Annotated in this window: 19 protein-coding genes and 1 pseudogene; 17 read left to right on the forward strand and 3 right to left on the reverse strand. The window is 41.5% G+C overall.

The window, feature by feature from the left end; genetic code table 11:
• Window positions 1–126: 126 nt before the first annotated feature.
• Together JMY09_RS04375 and JMY09_RS04380 are read right to left on the reverse strand one after the other, a co-directional pair.
• Window positions 127–438, reverse strand: a pseudogene (locus tag JMY09_RS04375) (L-lactate permease); the annotation flags it as partial.
• Between the two features lie 556 nt (window positions 439–994).
• Entirely contained in the window at window positions 995–1,312 is a 318-nt protein-coding gene (locus JMY09_RS04380; RefSeq protein WP_201622388.1) for a glutaredoxin family protein, read from the reverse strand.
• A 253-nt stretch (window positions 1,313–1,565) separates the two neighbouring features.
• Between JMY09_RS04380 and mtgA the strand changes: the two genes are divergently transcribed.
• From mtgA to JMY09_RS04410, 6 genes are all read left to right on the forward strand, one after another.
• Entirely contained in the window at window positions 1,566–2,252 is a 687-nt protein-coding gene (gene mtgA, locus JMY09_RS04385; protein ID WP_201622389.1) for a monofunctional biosynthetic peptidoglycan transglycosylase, read from the forward strand.
• Between the two features lie 255 nt (window positions 2,253–2,507).
• A complete protein-coding gene (ppk1, locus tag JMY09_RS04390) occupies window positions 2,508–4,724 on the forward strand; it encodes a polyphosphate kinase 1 (RefSeq protein ID WP_201622390.1) in 2,217 nt (738 codons plus the stop codon).
• Window positions 4,725–5,228: 504 nt separating this feature from the next.
• Window positions 5,229–5,408, forward strand: coding sequence for a hypothetical protein (locus tag JMY09_RS04395; RefSeq protein WP_201622391.1), 180 nt, complete (start codon window positions 5,229–5,231; stop codon window positions 5,406–5,408).
• A 45-nt stretch (window positions 5,409–5,453) separates the two neighbouring features.
• Window positions 5,454–5,774, forward strand: coding sequence for a hypothetical protein (locus tag JMY09_RS04400; RefSeq protein ID WP_201622392.1), 321 nt, complete (start codon window positions 5,454–5,456; stop codon window positions 5,772–5,774).
• Between the two features lie 144 nt (window positions 5,775–5,918).
• Window positions 5,919–6,542, forward strand: a complete 624-nt coding sequence (locus JMY09_RS04405) for a hypothetical protein (RefSeq protein ID WP_201622393.1) — start codon at window positions 5,919–5,921, stop codon at window positions 6,540–6,542.
• A gap of 68 nt (window positions 6,543–6,610) precedes the next feature.
• Window positions 6,611–6,820, forward strand: coding sequence for a hypothetical protein (locus tag JMY09_RS04410; protein WP_201622394.1), 210 nt, complete (start codon window positions 6,611–6,613; stop codon window positions 6,818–6,820).
• Between the two features lie 188 nt (window positions 6,821–7,008).
• On the opposite strand, the gene miaE is transcribed toward JMY09_RS04410, so the two are convergent.
• Window positions 7,009–7,764: a tRNA-(ms[2]io[6]A)-hydroxylase gene (gene miaE / locus JMY09_RS04415; protein ID WP_201622395.1), complete on the reverse strand. Its 756-nt coding sequence runs from the start codon at window positions 7,762–7,764 to the stop codon at window positions 7,009–7,011.
• Between the two features lie 704 nt (window positions 7,765–8,468).
• Between miaE and JMY09_RS04420 the strand changes: the two genes are divergently transcribed.
• From JMY09_RS04420 to JMY09_RS04470, 11 genes are all read left to right on the forward strand, one after another.
• On the forward strand, window positions 8,469–10,667 hold the full coding sequence (locus JMY09_RS04420) for a malate synthase G (protein WP_201622396.1): 2,199 nt from the start codon (window positions 8,469–8,471) through the stop codon (window positions 10,665–10,667).
• Window positions 10,668–11,231: 564 nt separating this feature from the next.
• Window positions 11,232–12,278, forward strand: coding sequence for a porin (locus tag JMY09_RS04425; protein ID WP_201622397.1), 1,047 nt, complete (start codon window positions 11,232–11,234; stop codon window positions 12,276–12,278).
• Window positions 12,279–12,629: 351 nt separating this feature from the next.
• A complete protein-coding gene (locus JMY09_RS04430; protein WP_201622398.1) occupies window positions 12,630–13,805 on the forward strand; it encodes a porin in 1,176 nt (391 codons plus the stop codon).
• A 259-nt stretch (window positions 13,806–14,064) separates the two neighbouring features.
• Window positions 14,065–15,699 carry a CTP synthase gene (locus JMY09_RS04435; protein WP_201622399.1) on the forward strand — a complete coding sequence of 545 codons (1,635 nt, stop codon included), beginning with the start codon at window positions 14,065–14,067 and terminating at the stop codon, window positions 15,697–15,699.
• A 287-nt stretch (window positions 15,700–15,986) separates the two neighbouring features.
• Complete coding sequence (kdsA, locus tag JMY09_RS04440) at window positions 15,987–16,886, forward strand: 3-deoxy-8-phosphooctulonate synthase (RefSeq protein WP_201622400.1); 900 nt, start codon at window positions 15,987–15,989, stop codon at window positions 16,884–16,886.
• 31 nt (window positions 16,887–16,917) lie between these two features.
• Window positions 16,918–17,175 carry a heavy-metal-associated domain-containing protein gene (locus JMY09_RS04445; RefSeq protein ID WP_201622401.1) on the forward strand — a complete coding sequence of 86 codons (258 nt, stop codon included), beginning with the start codon at window positions 16,918–16,920 and terminating at the stop codon, window positions 17,173–17,175.
• A gap of 150 nt (window positions 17,176–17,325) precedes the next feature.
• Complete coding sequence (locus tag JMY09_RS04450; protein ID WP_201622402.1) at window positions 17,326–17,550, forward strand: heavy-metal-associated domain-containing protein; 225 nt, start codon at window positions 17,326–17,328, stop codon at window positions 17,548–17,550.
• A gap of 375 nt (window positions 17,551–17,925) precedes the next feature.
• On the forward strand, window positions 17,926–20,247 hold the full coding sequence (locus JMY09_RS04455) for a heavy metal translocating P-type ATPase (RefSeq protein ID WP_201622403.1): 2,322 nt from the start codon (window positions 17,926–17,928) through the stop codon (window positions 20,245–20,247).
• Window positions 20,248–20,703: 456 nt separating this feature from the next.
• Window positions 20,704–21,996 carry a phosphopyruvate hydratase gene (gene eno, locus JMY09_RS04460; RefSeq protein ID WP_201622513.1) on the forward strand — a complete coding sequence of 431 codons (1,293 nt, stop codon included), beginning with the start codon at window positions 20,704–20,706 and terminating at the stop codon, window positions 21,994–21,996.
• 201 nt (window positions 21,997–22,197) lie between these two features.
• Window positions 22,198–22,506, forward strand: a complete 309-nt coding sequence (locus JMY09_RS04465; protein WP_201622404.1) for an FtsB family cell division protein — start codon at window positions 22,198–22,200, stop codon at window positions 22,504–22,506.
• A gap of 210 nt (window positions 22,507–22,716) precedes the next feature.
• A complete protein-coding gene (locus JMY09_RS04470) occupies window positions 22,717–23,472 on the forward strand; it encodes an IspD/TarI family cytidylyltransferase (protein WP_227677173.1) in 756 nt (251 codons plus the stop codon).
• The last annotated feature ends 302 nt before the right edge of the window (window positions 23,473–23,774 follow it).

Here is a 23,774-nt window from a genome sequence, read left to right on the forward strand (position 1 = left end):
TAATTAAATTGTTCAAAATCGTGGCTCATAGATATCGTAACCGTCGTCAGCGCTATGATCTTAGAATGAAGCTATTCGCCGGTGTTGTTAATTTTGAGCTTAACCTATGACTTTTGCAAGAGGTCTAATGATGGCTTGAATACGTCTATCGGGTGAGATATCCATAAACCCTTTACGAATAGCGATGATAGCACCGCCTTCTTTTAGGGTATTCAATAATAAAATGGCAGCAAATACAATAAACAATAGGGTGAGGGCAACGATGACACCGTTTGCTGTAGCGGCAGCTACTTGCGCACCACTAGCTTGCCAGACGAATAAAGCTAACAGTGCAGTCACTAAATAGGCAACGCCCATCGATATTTTGGCGGGTAGCCGCATAACTACTAACAGCACGAGAACTACTAAAATGGGCGCTAAGGCCAAAAATGTATACATTTGAACAATCCTTGTTTCAATGTGTACTAGTCCATTATTTCACTAAGCTTGCCTCAATGAAGCTAAAGTCATATCAAATATTTTCGCATATTGCTTGGTTTATTAGTGTTTGACTCTATCTGGCTTTTGTTTTTTATAAGGGACTGAACATAGAATGAAATTGATACAGTTAATAGGTAGAAATTTGCCTAGCCAACGTCAGGAGTTGACTCATTAAACAACATAGCAAAAGTCAAAAAATTTTACTAGTAAATAATCTCTAATTACAGAAATCAGTACAGCTATCTAGTAGATAGCAGGATAAAGCTTGGCGGTTACGGTGCAACACGCCAAACAGTATACAGCTAACCCCTACTTTTACCCGAATATTTGAATTTATGTAGATTATTTTAATAGGGATGAAGCGCTTAGCAGTAGGCGGTTAGCGACAAAGTGCCTGTTATCGGGTAGGAGTAACGCGGCTATTGTTATATTAATATTCGAGCGCGTGCTATCTCATTGCTTAAAAGCTAACTATGGCTAACATAATAGCAAGATAAGTGAGGTAAATTAACGGTTAATAATCAGACAATAGCTGCTGCAAATCTAGTACAGAGAAGGGCCAATCTAAACGCTTATTTACAGTTAGTAATACTGGAATGCTAGTGGCAAAGCTCAGCATCAAAGTCTCATCAAAGTCAGCGATATCGACATTTTGGTAGTTAAGCGGCTGTACCGCTTGTAAGCGCATGAGTATATTTTCGGCCTCATCGCATAAATGACAGCCTGAGGTACCTAGTAGCCACCATTGCTGCTGATGTTCAGCTTTACTAAGCTTAGGTGTTGCCTTAATAATAGCCGCTCGTAGTGCTAGCATAGGATCAGAATAGTTCATACAGTTACTCATATAAAAAACTTATAGCAAAGCGCTCGAGAGTAAAATAGCTACTTAGAGTGCTGGCTAACGCAGTGGTTTGTTGGAAATATTGTGGCTAGTTATAAGGGTGAGAAGCGTCAGGTATGATAAAGAAATCAGCCTAATAATAACAGCAGCAGTGACACAGATAGTGAGATTGGGTAAGATAGCCTACTAATCAGCTTCGATCTTGGTCACTTATTATTCTTTTAATCAATTGGACACTTAGCGCATGACAAGTTTTGGCGGATTTATCAAACGGCTATTACTGGCAGTAGTACTGTTAATGATAGCTTTTCATGTGTTGGTAGCAGGACTGTTGTTATTGTGGAAGACCCAGCCTATTAATAACAGTATGTTTATGCTTACGCATCGACTCACTGGTGGCAGTGTTACTCAGACTTGGGTAGATTATGATCAGATTGCTAAGTCCGCCAAACAAGCAGCTATAGTCAGCGAAGACTCAACCTTTAGTCAACACAATGGCTTTGACTTTAAAGGCATTGAATTAGCTATGAAAAAGAACGAAGCGACTGGCAAATCCTCTGCTGGCGGTTCTACTATCACTCAGCAGTTAGCCAAAAACTTATTCTTGACCTCACATCGCTCTTACATTCGTAAAGGCGAAGAAGCAGTGGTTACGGTAATGATCGAAGCCTTTTGGGACAAGCCACGTATTCTAAGTGCTTATCTTAACGTCGCAGAATTTGGCGATGGTATTTATGGTATTGAGGCCGCTGCACAACACTATTTCGATAAATCAGCTGCCGATCTAAACCGTGATCAGTCAGCACTGCTCATTGCCACTTTGACCAACCCTAAATATTATGAAAATAATCGCAACGATAGACGTTTACGTAATAAGCAGCGTATTATAAAAAAACGCTTAAACAACGCCGCTTTACCGCAAGAGGCTTAACTATAAAAATAAAAGCAGTCATTAATTTGCAGTACTAATATTTTATGATGTTAAGCTTTTATTCTAATACGCCTTTACAACATCAAGTCTAATAAGTCTAATAACTAAAATTTGTATCATCAAAATAGCCTAAGTAATACTAGTAGTAGAAAAGTAACAGTGACATTATTATCCTCTATAGTAGCTACAGCACTGAAGAATTATAGTAGCAATCAGCGTAGATAATAGTGCCTAATGACAACCTGGAGTAGGAGCATGGCAATAGTGAAAAGTAACAATAATAACGGTAATAATAATATTAATAATGATAGCAACACCGTTAGTAGTGAGAGCAGCGCTCTGCTTAAGCATCCTCCTCTTAGCCAAATTGATTGGCAGCGTTTTGAGGATGGTAGTTATTCTTCGAACAGCTATATCAACCGTGACTTATCTTTATTGCAGTTTCATCTACGAGTACTAGCACAAGCGGCAAGTCCCCTGCATCCTTTGCTTGAGCGCTTATTCTTCTTAATTATCTTTTCATCGAATATAGATGAGTTCTTTGAGATTCGAGTAGCTGGTCTTATGCAAAAGCTCAGTGTCGGTGATGCGGCGCATAGCCCTCATGGTATGCGCCCAAGCGAAACTTTGAGTGAGATATCAGCGATTACTCATAAAGCTATCGAAGAGCAGTATCGTATTTTGAATGAGGATATTTTGCCATCGCTAGCGGAGCAAGATATTCGTTATCTAAAGCGTGATGAGCTTAATAGCGAGCAGTCGGCTTGGATGAAGCGTTACTTTATTGAGCAAGTATCACCAGTATTGACACCGATCAGTATTGATCCGGCCCATCCTTTCCCGCGTTTAGTTAATAAAAGCTTGAACTTTATTGCCAGTTTAGAAGGTAAGGACGCTTTTGGTCGCGATATTAATTTAGCCATAGTACCAGCACCCCGTAGTCTGCCACGAGTCATTCGCCTACCTGATGAGTTAACGGGTGGTAAAGAGCACCATGTAATGCTCTCGGCAGTGATTCATGAGCATATCGGTGACTTATTTCCAGGAATGAATGTCACCGGTTGCCATCAGTTTAGACTGACTCGTAATGCGGATTTGGACTTGGCTGATGATGTCGATGACATTGCCAAAGCCTTAGAAGGTGAGCTTGAGAATCGTCGCTTCGGTGATAAAGTGCGGCTTGAAGTAACTACTGACTGTCCAACGCCTATTAGTAACTATCTGCTTAACCAGTTTGAGTTAAATGAAAAGCAGCTGTACCGAGTTAATGGTCCAGTGAACCTAACTCGTTTGTTATTTGATTTTAATATCCCTAATCTACGCTATCAGCCTTTTACTCATGTCCTACCCAAAGCATTTCGCCGCGAATTTGATAAGCTCGATCGCAGCACTAGTATGTTTGGTGCGATGCGTAAAGGGGACGTATTAGTACATCATCCTTTTCACTCTTTCTCACCCGTTATCAACTTGTTATGGCAAGCCGCTAACGATCCTAAAGTATTAGCGATTAAACAAACTTTATATCGCTCCGGTACTAACTCTGAGATCGTCCAAGCACTGGCTGCTGCTGCGCGCAATGGTATAGAAGTTACCGCTGTTATCGAATTACGCGCTCGTTTTGATGAAGCATCCAACATCGCCGTTGCTAATTATTTACAAGAGGCAGGCGCAGTAGTGGTCTACGGTATAGTAGGTTATAAAACTCATGCCAAGCTAATGCTGATCGTGCGCCGTGAAGATGACAAAATCATTCGCTACGTGCATTTGGGAACCGGCAACTATCATGCGGCCAACGCCAAAGTTTATACTGATTATGGCTTGTTTACCGCTGACCCTGATATCTCAGAAGATGTACATAAAATCTTCCAAGAGCTTACAGGTATGGGCAAGCCTGCTAATCTAAAAAAACTACTTCATGCGCCTTTTACTTTGCATGAGCAGCTTATGCGCTTTATTGATGACGAGATTGCTCATGCCAAAGCTGGCAAGCCCGCTCGTATTATCATCAAGACTAATGCTTTAACTGAGCGTCGTCTGATCGATAAGCTTTATGATGCCTCACAAGCAGGGGTTAAAATTGAGCTTATTTTGCGCTCGATGTGTTGCCTGCGTCCACAAGTACAAGGCTTGTCTGAGAATATCACTGTACGTTCGATCATTGGCCGCTTTTTAGAGCATACTCGGGTTTATTATTTCCATAATAATGGCGATGAGCGCTTGTACTGTGCCAGTGCCGATTGGATGGATCGCAATCTATTCCATCGAGTAGAAGTCGCCTTTCCGATTCAAGATAAAAAGATGTTTAAACAGATCTACCAAGATGGTCTGCTCAATTATCTACAAGATAATGTGCAAGCATGGAGTTTGGAGGGCACAGGAAAGTGGCAACAGCTACAGCCAAGTGCTAGCGAGACCGCTCACATTGCACAAGATTATCTACTAAAGACTATTAGTGGTGTTGGTGACGCCTAGATGCTTAGCAGTCCAAGCTTTGCTAATAGCATTGGCGGGGTATCACTAAGTAATGCTGATAAGAGTAACAGATAGCTAGCGGGAGTTAATAACTCCTCAGTCTGACAGTAATAATATCTATCAAAAACCAAATACGGCTACTAAGCTATATTTGGTTTTTTTTGCAGAACAGAGTGAGTTACAAACCGTGTTTTAACCTCACATATATTCACATATTGATACCGCAGTACACTAGAGTGGGAATCAGATAATTACTTATACTTAAGTGGTTTATAGTATTCAATATTACTGCTGGCAAACTACTACTTGCCCATTACTGACTTGCTATTAAGCGCTAAAGTTATTGAGCTCAGATTTTAGATAAAAGGCTTATACGGGGTTAAACCTAATTTTTAGAGCACATGTTTTGAAGGTACACAGTTTTTAGAGTAATTTTAGAGTACATAGTTTTTAGAGACAGTAGCCATTGTGAATATTGCACCTTAATCGCTGATAGGAGAGGTTATGAATAGCTTAGATGATGATTTAGAACCAAAGTCCGCAGTAACCGCAGCCGTAGAAAAATCTGATGCCGAGCAGATCGATAGTAATTTGAACCAGCCTGGACAGAGTGATAAACCGCAGAAGTTAACGGCAGAAGAATCTACCCCTTTTATTGATGAAACATCTCGTACTGATAAGTAAGCTCACTACTAATAATAATCATGACACTTATGCCAAGGATACGCTATGAAACCTGCTATAAATAATACTAAAACTACTTTAGATAATAACATTACTCCTGCTGAGCAGCTGATCATTGATAATGAACAGCCCAATAATGAAGAGAAGGTCATTGTAGAGGATCCTGCTGCTGTGGCGCCAGATAATCCAAAAGGCAGCTATGAAGGACGTAAGTATGATGCAGAAATAGATGGTCCTCAGCAAAAATCTCAAGAAACAGATGAAATATATTCTGATCCTCGTAAAGAGGAAAACTTACCAGATGGCGGCAAAAATGTTGGTGATCTAAATGCCTATGATTTAAGTCAAGATGGTAATAAGATTTAATTATTTAAGTTAGTTGATAAGTTCTAAGCTACGATTGTTACCTAAGTGATTGACTTAGCTATTAAGTAAACGGCTATTGAATTAACAGTTACTAAATAAGCAGTTATCAGATAAACAGCTATTAACTAGTCTAAGGATAATAAAATGGAAACCAAAGATCCTGCATTAACTAAAACTCCAATTAGCAGTCATGAAACTTTAAATGAAATGGTCACTGAGCATACGGCTAATACTCCTATGAATAATCAGGCTAGTATTGCTGATCATGATGAAATTAAAGGCACCCGAACTCTGCAAGAGACGGTAATAGGAGCAGGGCTCATTGAGGATATAGAGAGCTTGGATAATGATGCTATAGACTCACGTGTAGCTAATAGCCACACTAGTGAGCGTGTAGCAAATGCAAGAGTGAATCATCCAGACGCTTTGGCTACTACCGGAGCTAATGATGAGTGGGTAGAAGGGGATATTATCAGTCAAGATGATATCGCTAATCATGATGAGCTAGAAGCTAATACGTCTGTTACTAATGGCACTGATACTTTTGATAAAAATATAGTCGATAATGTACATGTTAACGAGGGTGATAATGCTGCTCGTCAGCCTGATCGTCGAGATCAACAAGAGGGCAGTGCTTTTGATGAAGGAATTAATGAATATACTGTGGGTAGCGATGCTCCTAAGAGCGAAGGCATTACTGAGATGAATCGTTATGCTAATGTTGATAATGCGCAAAGCCGCATTTTAACCCCTGATCAAAAAGACTAATAGTAACCAATCATTTATTGCATACAAGTCACTGTTTTTTTAATCAGCTATCAAAGTAAGGGCAAGTTATGACTACACCAGTTAATCGTGATGATGATCGAAAAACTTCTGATGAAGATTATAAGTTGAGGGATGCTGCTGATAATCAAGGCATAGTTCCTGATGATGCGCTACAAAAAGTTAATCCCGCTGCCGCTGAGCGTATTACTGAAGACCATGATCCGCATAACGTGGCAAAAGCCAATAAACAATATGATACTAGTGTCACAAAGCGCTAGTCGCTAAAGTTACCGATCAGATTTATAACAATAGTAAAGCGGTTTTATAAAAAGCCCTTGTTGCTAATCAATAATATTGACTAGTAGCAAGGGCTTTTTTTGCGCGATTTTTTTGCTTACTGTACTAGTATCTCTTTACACATTTATCTAAGTGTTTGTTAAAAAACAAGCAAATAGCGAGACTAATATTAAACAGGTACGCCACTATGGAAACGCAACTCAGTATCTGGACTCGATATCAGCTCAGATTCTACCGCTTTAAAAAGGGCGACTCGATCATCGATATTGTCTTCAGATAGTGATTGCGCCAAAGCTAAGTAATCCTCGAAGTGGCGACTTTCAGACTTGAGTAAGTAGCGATAGTACTTCGCTAAACGCACGTCTTCTATCACCTCAGCCAACGCTGCAAAACGCTCACAGGAGCGTGCTTCAATAAAAGCGCCAATAATCAATATATCTACCATTGCTGCAGGCTCAAAAGTACGCTTATGTTTGAGCATACCTTTAGCATAGCGTCCAGCACTCAGATACTGCCAATCCTGCCCACGCTCATGCATGATACCGAGCACTTGCTCATAATGCAGCATCTCCTCGCGTATTAGCTGCGCAAGCTTACGCTGCAAATCATAGGCAAACTCATAGCGAAAAATAAGATTCATCGCTGTACCTGCTGCCTTCTTTTCACAGTTGGCATGATCTTGTATGAGTAAAGGTAAGTGGTTAAGGGCATGGTCTACCCATGTTGAGTCTGTCCGGCTACCTAAAAAGTCATAGATAGGCGTCAGGTCAACTTTGATAGGCGTGCGTAGTCGTGCCACATCGACACTGTCTTCACTACTGTCATCTCTATTGTCATTACTGTTAACAGCGCTAATAGCACTGTCTTTAGGAGCTGGCTCAATGGCTAGTTTTGTATCTAGCACATGGTTTTTATTAGCAGTCATAGAATATTCAAGCTTTATTGGCAAGTTAGTATTTATTAAGGAGGTTTTATCAGCGCTATTATAGCAGTCATCCTCTTTATTTGATTGAATCTCAGCGCTAGTAAGGAGCGCTAAAGATCATTGGTAATGATTACTTACAGTTTATGTAGACGCTCAAGTCATGTTTTTAACTAAGTTGTAGTACCTCGCTAAAGGTATACACAGCCTAAGGTATCATTAATATAAAACTTCGCTATTTATCTTATGAATGGCTAATTATTGTTTATTTCTTAATTTGATAGTAGGATGCATTTTGCTTTCTAGGTAATTTGTCTTACTATTAGTTACTAGTGTTTATTACTGGATAATTAGCATTTATTATTAGTTTGCGCTAGTAGGCATATCAAGCCGCTATAGAATGGTTTTACCGTACTATTTTAATGGTTGCAATCTGCACTTACAATGATCTTGGTTGGCATTAAGTTTGCTGCTCATAAAGTATGATTAAAAGCCGTCAAAATTTAGTTAGCGGCTTTTTATTTGAGAGAAAATCAAGGTTTAAGTTATTGAAGTTTAGTTAACTACTACTACTTTTTATAACAGATATCTGAATCTAAAATGAGTTTAGTTTGGACAAAATATAGCACGCTAAATCCTGATTAGTTTGCGCAATCAATAGCACAACTCAACATTAACACCTTTAACGTATAGATAAGGACACTACTATGAGCCAGGCTTCTCACGCTAATCGTATCCAAAAAGGCACTCTTGCCATCGAACAGCAAATGTATGACTTTATCGAAAATGAAGTGCTACCTAGCGTCGGTGTCGATTCGGATAATTTTTGGGCAGGTTTTGAGAAGGTTGTCAAAGAGTTCACGCCACGTAATAAAGCCTTGCTGGCTACCCGAGCCAAACTACAAGACCAAATTGACCAATGGCATCTAGACCATCCTGCTAAAGAGGGGGTCATTGATTATCCTCTTTATAAGCAATTTCTGACCGACATCGGTTATCTGCTGCCTGAAGGTGGTGATTTCCAAGTTAGCACTGAGAATGTCGATAAAGAGATTACCGATATAGCTGGGCCACAGCTGGTAGTGCCGGTCAAGAATGCTCGTTATGCACTGAATGCTACTAACGCTCGTTGGGGCAGTTTATATGATGCGTTATATGGTACTGATGTTATTAGTTCAGAGAATGGTCAAGAGCCGGTAGGCAGCTACAACCCTAAACGTGGTGCAGCAGTGGTAGCTTACGCTAAGAAATTTCTAGACGATAATATTGCCTTAGCTTCTGGCTCTTATAATGATGTTACTGGTTTTAGAGTAGTCGATGGCAAGCTTGAGATTGCCCAAGGTGATAAGCGTATCGAGCTTGCTGATCCAACTAAGTTCGTCGGCTATGTTGGCGCTGCGGATAAGCCCACGGCTATCTTGCTGAAGAACCATAACCTACACGTCGAGATTCAGATCGATGCTAATAACTCTATTGGTAAAGAGGATCCAGCCGGTATTAAAGATGTGCTACTTGAGTCAGCTATTAGTGTTATTCAAGATTGCGAAGATTCTGTTGCTGCCGTCGATGCAGAAGGAAAAGTAGCTGTCTATCGCAATTGGCTTGGCTTGATGAATGGTAATCTAGAGGAGAGCTTTGAAAAAGGGGGTAAGTTACGTACTCGCAAGCAAAACCCTGATCGCGAATATACTACCCCAGATGGTGGCAAGCTAGTACTACCTGGTCGTGCTCTACTGCTTATCCGTAACGTTGGTCATTTGATGCAGAACCCTTCTGTATTAGTAGATTTAGGTGACGGACCTGAGGAAGTTTTTGAAGGCATTATGGATTCATTGTTGACTCCGCTTATGTCTTTAAACGATCTAAAAGGCAAGTCTAAGCACTTGAACTCGCGCACAGGTTCTATGTATATTGTTAAGCCAAAAATGCACAGTCCCGATGAAGTGAAGTTCGCTAATGAGTTATTTGCGGCGTCTGAAGATGTATTAGGTCTACCACGTTATACCATCAAAATGGGTATTATGGATGAAGAGCGCCGGATGACGGTGAATCTTAAAGAAGCTATTCGTCAAGCTAAAGAGCGGGTTATCTTCATTAATACGGGATTCTTAGATCGTACTGGTGATGAGATGCATACTAGTATGAATGCTGGACCTTTTGTGCGTAAAATCAAGATGAAAGCACAAGCATGGCAGCCAGCTTATGAGCAATGGAACGTCGATATTGGCCTTGAAACGGGTTTACAAGGTCATGCTCAGATCGGTAAAGGCATGTGGGCGCGTCCTGATGACATGAAGGAGATGATGGCTACTAAGATTACTCATCCGCAGCAAGGGGCTAATACGGCTTGGGTACCGTCACCGACTGGCGCCACTTTACACAGTATGCATTACCACATGGTAGATGTGGCTGAAGTGCAAAGCCGTCTAAAATCACGTAAGCGTGCCAATATAGATGATATCTTGAGTATTCCACTGGCTAAAGATACTGATTGGACGGCTGAGGAAGCACAGACAGAACTGGAGAATAATGCCCAAGGTATCTTAGGTTATGTAGTGCGCTGGGTAAACCAAGGCGTTGGCTGCTCAAAAGTACCGGATGTTAATAACGTCGGTCTGATGGAAGATCGAGCCACGTTGCGTATCTCGAGTCAGCATATCGCTAACTGGCTACACCATAATATTGTCAGCACTGAACAAGTTATGGAAGTGATGAAGCGTATGGCAACAGTGGTCGATAATCAAAACGCTAATGATCCTAGCTATCAGCCTATGGGCCCTGACTTTGATAGCTCTATAGCCTTCAAGGCGGCTTGTGACTTAGTATTCAAAGGTCGAGAGCAACCAAGTGGTTATACTGAGCCTTTATTACATCGTGCCCGTCGTGAGCTAAAGGGCAGTCTGTAGACAGCCTAATCGATTAGGTGCCGTAATAGAGCTCGCTTATGCTTTAGGCCGCTATACTGTAGATCAGTAGCTGTATAACTGGTCTAAGCTATGGGATGACTATCTAAGCTGGTTGTTTTTATGGATATATAGAACCGCACTGCTATCTTTGTGAAAAAGTAGCAGTGCTTTTTATTGCAATTTTTTTGCTACTGATGCTAATGTTGCTAAAGCCTCACAGAGAATAGCTACAAAAAACCATGATGAAGATTAAAAAAATATGTTGCAAATTATGTCAAAGTTGTTATGCTTATATCCGAAGTATGAGTTTGGTAACGGATGTTACGCACTAGAAAGTTAACCACCGAACATTACATTATAGTTACATTAACCTCAGGTTAATGGTGTGACTTATGTAAGTGCTGGTTTTTCATCTTGTGGTAATAAAACTATGTCAAACTTGTTTCTGACTAATCTAGGTAGCCAGTTACACATTATATCTTTGTGGATTTGTGACGATACCATTATGAGCACCAGCTAATAATAGCTAGCTTATTACTAAAATTGTGAAGTGGAGATATCCCCATGAAAAAGTTACTTCTAGCTACAGCTATTGCAGCCCTATCCGTATCTGCAGCCAATGCAGCACCAACTATTTATGGTAAAGCTTTTTTAGCTGCTGATTATGTTAATGCTGAATTTGATGGCCCTAACGGCAGTATGTATGATGAAGACACCATAGAGATTAACTCTCATGCTTCACGTATTGGTCTTAAGGGTTCTGAAGCTATGACAGCTAACACTGATGTCATTTATCAGTTAGAGTATGGCACAAGTATTGATGGCGATAGTAATGGCTTCAAAAACCGTGATACTTTCCTTGGTGTTAAAAATAAGCAATTCGGTGAGTTCCGTGTTGGTAAAAACCAATCAAGCCTAGCTCGTATTGACAACGTTGTTGTGAACCAAGGCTACTGGGATAACCTAGGTCAGACTCAAAACGAAAAAGAAGTTGTTTCAGCATTAAACATGGCGGATAGTAACCGTATCCCAAGTTCAATCATTTGGACGGCGCCTAAATATAACAACTTACCATTAGAAATCTCTGCAATGTACAGCTCTGATGATGCTAATGGTAACGATAACACAGGTTTTGGTGTTGCAGCGCTATTTGACCAAGGTACTGGCTTCACCGCTGGCCTAGCTTATGACAAAGACCAGAATATTAGAGGTGATATCATCCGTGGTACGGCTACGGTTGATCTAGGTAAATATATCGCAGCTCCGGTAAGATTAGGCGCGTTATATCAAGTAGCTGATTATGATGGCGGCGAGTCAAAAGAAAAAGGCTTTGTTATCAGTGGTGAAATGCCTTTAGCTAACTTTGCTCGTCCAGCGTCTTTATATGCCCAGTACAACAACACCTCAAACCTAAATGGTGTTGACGATTCTGATTCAAATCAGATCGTTGTTGGTGGTAAGTACTTCTACAAAGACAACATCATTGCTCATGCCTATGCTGGTATGAACAAGGCTGACAATGTAGGATATAATCCAACCGAACTTGCAGTTTCGCCAAGAGGCGATGCTGAAGTAGTAGTAATTGGTACTGGTCTAGAATACAAATTCTAATCTAACTATTAGAATAGTATTATAAAAACTCATCCTTCGGGGTGAGTTTTTTTATGTCTTTAATAACTAGCTATATGTTTATCATTACTAGATAAACAACAACTAAACTTACAGAGTAGTCGTGCTTACTATTAAAAAAGTCGGCCACTACCTTAGCGATAAATGTTGCAAATAATGTCAAAGTTGCTATCCTTGCAAGCCAAGTATTACACCAGCAACAAATGTTGCCCAGCCCCCTATTTAAAGCCAGTTATAGCAAGCTCCTTATTTCTAAGCTTATGCTTGGTTGTATGTCTGCGTTCTACTACTGTGCAAAATGATCTAAATATCACCGTAAAATCGAGTTTCGTTATGAAAAAAATACTTTTAGCTTCAGCATTATCGGCTGTAGCATTCTCTACTGCGCATGCCGCTCCCAAGGTTTACGGCAAAGTTTTTGTGACTACTGACTATATTAATTTTGAGTCTGATGTTATGACTCGTCTTGGTCCTAATGAAACCACAGATGCCCCGACAGACTATGATAAAAATGCACTAGAAATAAACTCCCATAGCTCGCGTCTTGGTATAAAAGGCTCTGAGTCGATATCTGATGAGACTGAAGTGGTGTATCAGCTAGAGTATGGCTTTAGCATTGATGGGGATAAAGATGGTTTTAAAAATCGTGATACTTATCTGGGTCTAGCCAATAAACGCTTCGGCGAACTGCGCTTAGGTCGCAACTCCTCAGTACTAGGGAAAGTGAATAACGTCACCCTTACCGAAGGTTACTGGGACAATCTAGGCGATAGTAAGCTCAATAAAGAAAACGAGCTAAGAGCATTAAATATGCTTGATGACTCTCGTCAGAATAATTCAATCGTCTGGTTTGCCCCTCAATATAAAGAGCTGCCAGTAGCTTTAGCCCTTCAGTATGCCGCTGATGAAAGCTTAGATAATAGCAAAAACGGTTACGGTGCCTCATTGATGTTTGATAAAGGTACTGGTTTTACCGCAGGTATTGCCTATAGTAAAGACATGGATATGGACGATGATATCAACCTGTTAGACCCAACGGATACTAAAGAGAAGAACAAAGTTGATTATGGGGGAGAGGTTATACGTGCTACTGCCACTGCCGATTTGACTCATTATATTAATCATCCAGTAACCCTAGGGGTTATGTATCAGCAAGCTGATTATGACTTTGCTGGCTCCGACAAAGAAAAAGGTTTAGTAGTCAGCGCTAAGATGGGCTTAAACAGCTTGGCAAAACCTACCACCGTTTATGTGCAATATAATAAAACTGATAATCTAAATGGTTTTAGTAACTCAAATTCAGACCAAGTTGTGCTGGGCGGTACTTATCAGTTTAAAAAGGATATCACCGGACATGCTTATATTGGTCAAAACTCAGCAGATTACGTTGCTGTAGGTAAAGTAAATAAAGTTAATAAAAATGGTAAAGAAAAATTTGATCGCTATGATGTCATTGAGTCTGATATCAATGTATTTGCCTTTGGTGCAGGTTTAGAATATAAGTTCTAAAGCTAGGCTTGCTGTAGAAATGATCTTTATCAAACTTAATCAAACTTAGTCAAACTGGTTTTAGATTTAAAAACTCATCCTTCGGGGTGAGTTTTTTTTGGTCCTATGAGTTTTTTACAGACAATTTAGCGGGTTAAAGTGTCAACATAGGTATTAGTAGGGCTTAAAAGCTAACTATTTAACAGAGTTTTGGTTTTGCCCTATATTTCATGGCGTATTTTTAGTAAAATCCTCTTTTACCAATTACTGATAGAGTGCTATGACCAAGTTTATATTTGTGACCGGTGGGGTAGTGTCCTCGCTAGGAAAGGGTATCACCGCAGCGTCTCTTGCCGCGATATTAGAGGCACGTGGTGTCAATGTCACTATGACCAAGATGGATCCGTATATCAACGTTGATCCGGGTACTATGAGTCCTTTTCAACATGGCGAAGTTTTCGTCACTGCTGATGGGGCAGAGACCGATTTGGACTTGGGTTATTATGAGCGTTTTTTACGCCATTCAAAAATGAGTAAGAGTAATAACTTCACCAGCGGCCGTATCTATCAAAACGTTCTAAACAAAGAGCGTCGCGGCGAGTACTTAGGCGGTACTGTACAAGTTATTCCGCATATCACTGATGAGATTAAGAGTAAGATTTTAGCTAGTGGTGAAGGCTACGATGTGGCTATTATTGAGATTGGTGGTACTGTTGGTGATATCGAATCATTACCATTTATGGAAGCAGTGCGTCAAATGCAAGTTGAGCTTGGTCGTAATAAAGCCATGCTAATGCATTTAACCTTAGTGCCTTACATTGCTAGCGCTGGAGAGACTAAGACTAAGCCGACGCAGCATTCAGTAAAAGAGCTGCGCTCCATTGGCTTGCAGCCTGATATCTTAATCTGTCGCTCTGAGCACAAGATTTCTCTTGATAATCGTCGTAAGATTTCGCTATTTACTAACGTTGAAGAGCGTGCGGTCATCATGTGCGAAGATGCTAAGAGTATTTATCAAATTCCACGCACCCTGCATGAACAGGATCTAGATGATCTAATTTGTGAGCGTTTTGGTCTTGATTTGCCAGAAGCAGACTTGAGCGATTGGGACAAAGTAGTTGAGGCGCAGCTCAATCCTGAGACTACGGTCACCGTAGCTATGGTAGGTAAATACGTTGAATTACCTGATGCTTATAAGTCAATAAATGAAGCCTTATTGCATGCTGGCATCACCCATAAAGCAGCAGTAAATATCGATTATATCGATGCTGAGCATTTAGAGACTGACCATAGCTTGCTTGAGCGCTTGAAACAAGCTGATGCCATCTTAGTGCCTGGAGGCTTCGGTGAGCGCGGTACGCTAGGTAAAATAAAAGCTATTACTTATGCTCGCGAGAATAAAGTACCTTATTTAGGTATCTGCTTGGGTATGCAATTGGCAGTAATCGAGTACGCTCGTAATGTGCTCAATATCAATGCCAACTCTTCTGAATTTGATCGTAAGACTGCCGAGCCGATTATTGGTCTGATTACTGAGTGGTTAGATGAGCGCGGCGAATTGCAAATACGCAGTGATGATTCTGATCTTGGTGGTACTATGCGCCTTGGAGCTCAACAAGCGGAGCTAGTCGCTGGTAGTAAGCTTAGCCAAATATACGGCTCTAATATAATCACAGAGCGTCATCGCCATCGCTATGAGATGAACAACCGTTATATTGAGCCACTAGAGCAAGCTGGCATGACTATATCGGGTTACTCAACTAAGCAGCATTTAGTTGAATCAGTAGAGATTGCTGAGCATCCATGGTTTATCGGGGTACAGTTCCATCCTGAATTCACTAGCTCGCCACGTGGTGGCCATCCGTTGTTCAATAGCTTTGTAAAAGCGGCTAAAAACTATAGCGACATTAAATAGTCTTTTGAGTTTAAACGCGTTTTAGTTTCAATAGTTATCATTGCAAACGCGGTTAAGCTTGAATAGCTGTAGTTTTAATGGTTTGAAATATAAAAAAGACTACTCTACGGAGTGGTCTTTTTTTGCTAATTATCTTATGTAAGTGAATGGTTTTGTTTTTATATCGTTTGTGGCTAATGCAACTTAGCGGCTTTTTTTTATAGGACTATCAGTTACAATAGCTATTGAGTACCAGATAAGAATAATCAACAGCGCTAATCAGTAATAATAACTAGGACAGCTATTTTATGGACACTTTACTAACTGCGCAGTCGCATATCCAGCTTACGACGCCCAAAAAAACAGACACCAACACCAACAGTCAGCAAATTATCACTATCGGTAATGATCAGCCGTTTGTGTTATTTGGTGGTATGAATATTTTAGAGTCCAAAGAGTTGGCTTTTGAAATCGCTGAACAGTACATTGATATCTGTCAGCGCTTAGGTATTGGCTATGTGTTCAAAGCCAGCTTTGATAAAGCCAACCGCTCAAGCTTGCATTCGTTTCGCGGACCTGGTCTTGAGAAGGGTATTGATTGGCTAGGCCAAATCAAAGAGCGCTATCAAGTGCCGATCATTACTGATGTTCACGAACCACACCAAGCGCAGCCCGTAGCTGAAGTTGCTGACGTTATTCAGCTGCCAGCCTTCTTGTCTAGGCAAACTGACTTAGTAGAGTCGATGGCTAAGACTGGGGCTATTATTAATATCAAAAAAGCACAATTCTTAGCGCCGCATGAGATGCGTCACATTATTGATAAATGTCTTGAGGCTGGTAATGACAAGCTCATCTTGTGCGAGCGTGGCAGTGCTTTTGGCTATAATAATTTAGTGGTTGATATGCTGGGCTTTGATACCATGAAACAGATGGATGTGCCGGTATTCTTCGATGTGACCCACAGTCTGCAGCAGCCAGGCGGGCGTAGTGATAGCGCTGGTGGTCGCCGTGAGCAGATTACTACTCTAGCACGTGCAGGGATGGCGACAGGCTTGGCAGGGCTGTTTTTAGAAGCACATCCTAGTCCTGAAACCGCTAAGTGCGATGGTCCTTGTGCCCTACGCATGAGCCAGCTTGAACCATTTCTACAGCAATTAAAGCAGCTTGACGACTTAGTAAAAGGCTTTGAGGTTTTAGATACTCAATAAACACTATCTTCTAAAATGAGAGGGCAAGCTTATGGCTATGCAAACAGCGAGAGTAAGTATCGATAACATCAGCGATGCTGAGGGCCTTGACAGTCTTATGATAGCGCTAAAGAACATTACTGGCGTAACTGCCATTGAGCTTGATACCGCCAGCAATAGCGCTATAGTCAGTTACGAGGATACGGATACCAGTATTCACGCACTGACCGCCGCTATCAGCATGGTCGACTATGTTACCCAACCGTTCCCAATTGACTCTCCACAGAATCCGCATTATCACGAGAAGTGAATACTGAACTGAACGGCAACTAAGCAGGTAATGAATCAGCTACTAAACGCCCTTGATACTTAATTAGCATTGCTCTAACGTAGTGGCTAATAGTCAGAGGATAATAGTGAGTAGCTAATTACTCTAATAGATAACAATAAGGAGCCTAACATGGCAGAGCAAACGCGTACTATTAATATTGATGGCATGACTTGTGGTGGGTGTGTGGCTAGTGTACATACTGCTACTGCTGACATCGATGGGTTAAATACTATCTCAATTGAGCTTGCTGATAATTTAGCAACAGTCAGCTTTGATGATACTAAAACTAGCGCTGAGAAGATTGCCGCTGCAATTGATGATGCTGGATTTGATGCCACTGTTGCTAATTCGTAAGAGGTTTATATCTTTATCATAGAACCAGCTGCTAAGGCTGGTTTTTTTTGCTACAAATCTAGGACTTAGCTTGTTGGTTTACAGTTAGCTAACTTGCCGATTAGGCTTGAAAAGCCAGTATTTTGCCTAAGGTTAATAGCGACTGTTACTATTTCTAATATTTATTATGTTCTGATATTTATTATGTTCTGATATTTATTATGTCTTTGCTGCCTGAGATAATGAAGATAACGCTGTTGATGGATGTTATGCATTGATTTATTGCTCTAATTACCCTATCTTGTGCAGCATCCATCCACCCACTGACCTACTGTTATACGTTAATAGCGCTTATGGCGGTTATATCTCTGTACTCAGTATGACGAGCTTTTATTTATGAATGATTCCACCCGCACATCCTCTGATGAAAGCTATGCAGTAGAGACTGATATTCAGAAAAATACTCAGTTGCAACCGCAGCGCGCACATTTGCAGCTAGCGATTGAGGGTATGTCATGTCAGGCTTGTGCGTCGCGAATCGAAAAAGTACTGACTAAAAAACCTTCTATCTATGAGATTAGTGTCAACTTCGCTGGCGAGACGGCTAACGTAGATTATAATCCAATAGAGACGACACCCGAGCAGATTACCGAATGGGTCAATAAAACTGGCTTTGTAGCTAACCTACAAGCAGGCGAGGACTTATTTGCCAAACCTAATAAAGACCCTGCAACGCGTCTACCGTGGCGCTTAATTGGACTGTGGCTATGTTTAATACCATTCTTAGTCGGTATGACAGGCATGCTAGTAGGTCAAGGCATGGCGTGGATGCCAGCGACTTGGATGCAGTTTGTATTGGCAACCATCGTCCAGTTTGGATTTGCGCTGCCTTTTTATAGTAGTGCTTGGGCATCAATAAAAGGTGGGCTGGCCAATATGGATGTGCTGGTGGTGATCGGCACTGTAACCATTTGGGCGTATTCCACTTATACTTGGTTAACTCATGGCGATAGCACCATGCTGCATGGCGCTATGAACCATGGCCCTGAGGTATATTTTGAAGCAGGGGTGATGGTCATCGTCTTTGTGCGTACTGGTAAGTATTTAGAAGAGCGTACCAAAAAACACAGCCTAAATAGCATTGATTTATTATTGACACTAACCCCTGATGAAGTTGAACAGCAGCAGCCTAATGGTGATTTTTATAATGTGGCTTTGCAACAAGTGCAAATCGATGACATCTTACGTGCCAAGCAAGGCAGTCGTGTGGCTACTGATGGAGTCGTTGTCGATGGTGAAGGCTGGTGTGTAGAGAGTCATTTAACTGGCGAATCTGTACCGCTGAAAAAACAAATCGGCGACGGACTGCTGGCCGGGGCGTTAGTCGAAAACGGTAGCTTGTTATATCGGGTCGCTGCTAAAGGTAGCGATACTAAGCTTGGTGATATGGTGCAAGCGCTCAGCGATGCGCAGGGATCTAAAGCCAAGCTGGCGCGCTTAGCAGATAAAGTCACTGCTATCTTTGTGCCAGTAGTAGTAGCCATCGCCTCAGTGACTTTCGGGCTAACTTGGTGGCTGATGGGGATGTTAGATACCGCCCTGATGCATGCAGTATCTGTATTAGTCATTGCTTGTCCTTGCGCCTTAGGTTTAGCTACTCCAGCGGCGATCATGGCTGGTATGGGCGTTGCTGCTCGGCATGGCGTTTGGTTCAAAGACGCACAGAGTTTAGAGGCGGCAGGGGATATTGATACTGTAGTCCTAGATAAAACAGGTACTCTGACTATTGGTAAACCGACTATCGTTGATCAAGTAATGGTGGATAAGTCTTTAGCGGTCAATGAGGTGCTGCAACTTGCTGCTAGTGTCGAAGTGCATGCCAGCCATCCGCTAGCAACCGCCTTAATCAATGCGGCAGCTGAGCGCCAATTATCCTTACTACCAGTGACCAATATTAGCGTTATCAAAGGCGCTGGTATTCAAGCCAATATCGAAGGTCTTGGCACCGTTAAAGTCGGCACTGCTGATTTTGCAAATTTGCTATTGCCTAAGCTGATGCCCAAAGTATGGAAAATAGCTAGTACTGTGGCGGTGAGCATTAATGATGAGCCTTTAGGAGCGTTCGCATTAGCGGACGATCTAAAGTCCGATACTCCACAGGCGATTAGTGCACTACAAGCTGCTGGTATTAAGGTCATCTTAATGAGTGGCGATAAGCAGTCAGTTGTCGACCACGTAGCCGGGCAGCTAGGTATCGATGCTGCTTATGGCCAAATGAGTCCACGTGATAAAGCTAGCCAAATCGCTAAGTTACAAACGGCTGGACATAAAGTGGCGATGGCAGGAGATGGGGTCAATGATGCACCAGCCATGGCCACTGCTGATGCTAGCTTTGCAATGGTAGATGGCACTGATGTAGCACAGCATAGCGCTTCTGCGCGCTTGATGGGTGAGTCACTGATGCACATTGATGCAGCACAAAAAATAGCTCAAGCGACAGTACGCAATATTAAACAAAATTTATTCTTTGCTTTTATTTATAATTGTCTAGGGATTCCATTAGCTGCCTTTGGTTTTTTAAACCCAATGATAGCTGCCGCCGCTATGGCCCTTAGCTCAATCTCAGTACTGATGAATGCCCTACGCTTAACCCGTTTTAAAACGGCTGTAGAATCACCTAATACCGTATCTGCGCCTAATGTTGCAAACAAGGTCTAGTCGCTGACACTTAGTTAATAGCTGGCACTTAGGTAGTAGCTGACACTTAGGTAGCAGCTGATTTTTATTAGGGTCCGGTTTTGCAGACAGGTTTTAATAGATAAGGCTTGATGGCCAACGTCGAATAGCTGAGCTTTAAGGCTTAGCGCACTCCATAAAGGTTAGCGCTAACAGTGGTAATATTTCATTGAATTTATGCTATGATGCCAAGCACCATAGCCGTGTTTTTATAGTCATAAACATAAGACTTACTTATGGTTAATATAAGCATAGTTGACCGTATTTACGGTGTTAGTTACAGACTCATTTATCCCAGTTATATTTGTTCGTCTCTCTAGGACGTGTTGAATACTCATAAGTAAGCACGCCCAATATTTTATTATCCCTTTTTTATCCCACAAACTTGGCATGACCAAAGGAATTTAAGACATTATGTACGCTGAAGAAACCACCAAAGTGACCGCAATTAAAGACATTCGTGCTCGTGAAATACTAGATTCACGGGGTAACCCAACGATTGAAGCTGATGTTATTTTAGCTGATGGTACAGTAGGCCGTGCAGCAGTGCCAAGCGGGGCATCTACTGGCTCACGTGAAGCAATAGAGTTACGTGACGGCGATAAAAGCCGTTACATGGGCAAAGGGGTCAAAAAAGCCGTAGCCAATGTCAATAGTCAAATCCGCAGCGCTTTGATGGACAAAGATGTCACTGAGCAGCAGCAGATTGATGATGCGATGATTAAGCTTGATGGCACTGAAAATAAAGGCAGTTTAGGGGCTAACGCTATACTAGCTGTATCATTAGCTACCGCTAAAGCTGCTGCTAAATCACAGCATCTACCGCTACATCAGTACATCGCTAATTTGCGTAATCAGACTTCACTGACTATGCCTGTACCGATGATGAATATCTTAAACGGTGGTGAGCATGCAGATAACACTGTCGATATCCAAGAGTTCATGATTGAGCCTGTCGGCTTTACCAGCTTTTCAGAAGCGCTACAAGCTGGTACAGAGATTTTTCATAGCCTAAAGTCAGTACTAAAATCGCAAGGTTTGAGTGTTTCTGTTGGTGATGAAGGTGGTTTTGCCCCTAACTTACGTAGTAATGAAGAGGCCATCACGGTCATCATGCAGGCAATCGAGCAAGTCGGTTACAAGGCTGGTGAAGATATCCACTTAGCGCTTGATTGTGCGGCTAGTGAGTTCTATAAAGACGGTAAATATATTCTGGCCGGTGAGGGCAATAAAAGCTTTGATAGCCAAGGTTTTTCTGACTACTTAGTAGGGCTGGCGCGTCAATATCCGATTATCTCTATCGAAGATGGCCTTGATGAGTCAGATTGGGATGGTTGGAAGTATTTAACTGAGCAAATCGGTGACAAAGTACAGTTAGTCGGTGACGACTTATTCGTAACCAACCCCGCAATCTTGCAAGAAGGTATTGATAAGCATATCGCTAATGCTATTTTGATTAAGTTTAACCAAATCGGTACTTTGTCAGAGACTCTAGATGCTATCTATCTAGCTAAGAAAAACGGCTATGCAACTATTATCTCTCATCGCTCGGGCGAAACTGAAGATAGCACTATTGCTGATCTAGCAGTAGGTACGGCGGCCGGTCAAATCAAAACTGGCTCATTATGCCGCTCAGACCGCGTAGCAAAATACAATCAACTGTTACGCATAGAGCAGCAAGTACGCGCAAGTTATCGTGGCCGTGAAGAGTTTATCGGCTTACGCGGCTAAAGCTTAGTCAGTTAAATATTTGCTCATTATAGGATAGCGAATTTGGAACTAAGGTTTTGAATTCGCTAACAAAGTTTGGCTTAGTAGCTTGTATTTATTTTAATGATGATGCTAAGCTATTAAGCTCTATTAACGATATAAATATAGTGATTTTCACTTTTGTATATATTCCTTTATTCTCTGGTTTGATGTTGTGAGCATATGAAATACTTTAGCCAATTTATGTTACTTGCTTTGGCCGTTGCGGTGCTGCTAGGGCTGCAGTATCAATACTGGTTCGGCGGTAATGGACATGTCGAACGCAATGAATTATTGAGTCAAATCGAAGAGCAACAGCGCTTTAATGATAATCAAGTAGCGGCAAATAACTTGCTACGTACTGATGTTTATGACTTAAAGAATGGCCTCGAAGCTGTAGAGGAGCATGCACGCTTAGATCTAGGGCTGATTAAGCACAATGAGACCTTTGTGCAGATATCTACTTCGCCCACTACTCGTAGTAGCCAATGATGGTTAGTAGCTTAATAAAAACTATAACAATCACTACCAAGCTGGCACACTATCCCTATGAGCATCCTCAACAATAAGCTGAATAACAAGCTTAATCCTAAATTTACTAGTAAGTTGAATACTCAATGCCATACTGAATTTAGTGCTAAGGCTGATAAGCAGCAGCTCAAAAGTCAGTCTCCGCTTAACACCCCCCCTAAAGTACACGCTATGATAGTCGCTGCTGGACGCGGCAGTCGTTTCGGTGCTGCTGTAGCTAAACAGTATTTACTCATCAATGAGCAGACCTTGCTACAGCTTAGCGTCGCTAGGTTAGCTAGTAGTGCTTATATTAATCACTGTTTGCTAGTTATTGCCGCAGATGATACAACGGCGCAAACTCTAAACTTCGCCTTACCAGTATCTTATACGCAGGGTGGTGCTGAGCGTTGGCAGTCGGTAAGCTTAGGCATGCAAGCTATTACTCACAGTGGTGCGGCAGATGATGATTTAGTAGTGATTCATGATGCGGCGAGACCCGCAGTTACTACTGCTGATATCGAGCGTGTGATTAGCGCTGCTATGACTGAGCCTCATGGGGCTATCCTTGCTACTCCAGTTGCTGATACTCTAAAACAAGCACAACAGCAACCTTCTAATCATAATCTGCTACCGATGCAGAAGCCTGCCCTTGATGCAGAAGCTATGAGTAATAATCAGCGTTACTATTCTCAGTGCACTATAGATCGTGCCACTATTTGGCAAGCACAAACCCCACAAGTTTTCCGCTTGGGCAAGCTGCGTCAAGTATTGTCTTATGTTGCGGATCAACAACTACAAATCACTGATGAAGCTAGCGCTTTTGAGCAACTAAACTTGCCTATTAGGTTAGTAGCGGGCAGTCGTCAGAATATTAAACTGACTTATCCAGATGATGCGCTACTACTGAGTGCTTTACTAAGCGCACAAGGCCAAGCCTGCAACTAATAAGGTTGATGATAGCAGCATCCTAGCAAAAAGCCTTTTACAATAATCTGATCTCTTAATAGACCGGTTTATAACCTAAAAACAGTATTGAACCTTGCTTTTCTTACAAAACCCTCCTTTTCTTGTAAAGCACTCTTTTTGTTATAAAACCCTCATTTGCTTATAAAACCTTGCTAATAATAGGGTTATTTCAAATATTATTTTCCTAACGGTTACTTTGATATATGTCAAGTATTAGCATTTGCTAAAAAGTAAATTAAAAATTAGCAATGTAGAGCCAGTGCTTATTCCCTTAAGCCCAA

The organism is Psychrobacter urativorans (assembly GCF_904846695.1).
GTDB lineage: Bacteria > Pseudomonadota > Gammaproteobacteria > Pseudomonadales > Moraxellaceae > Psychrobacter > Psychrobacter urativorans.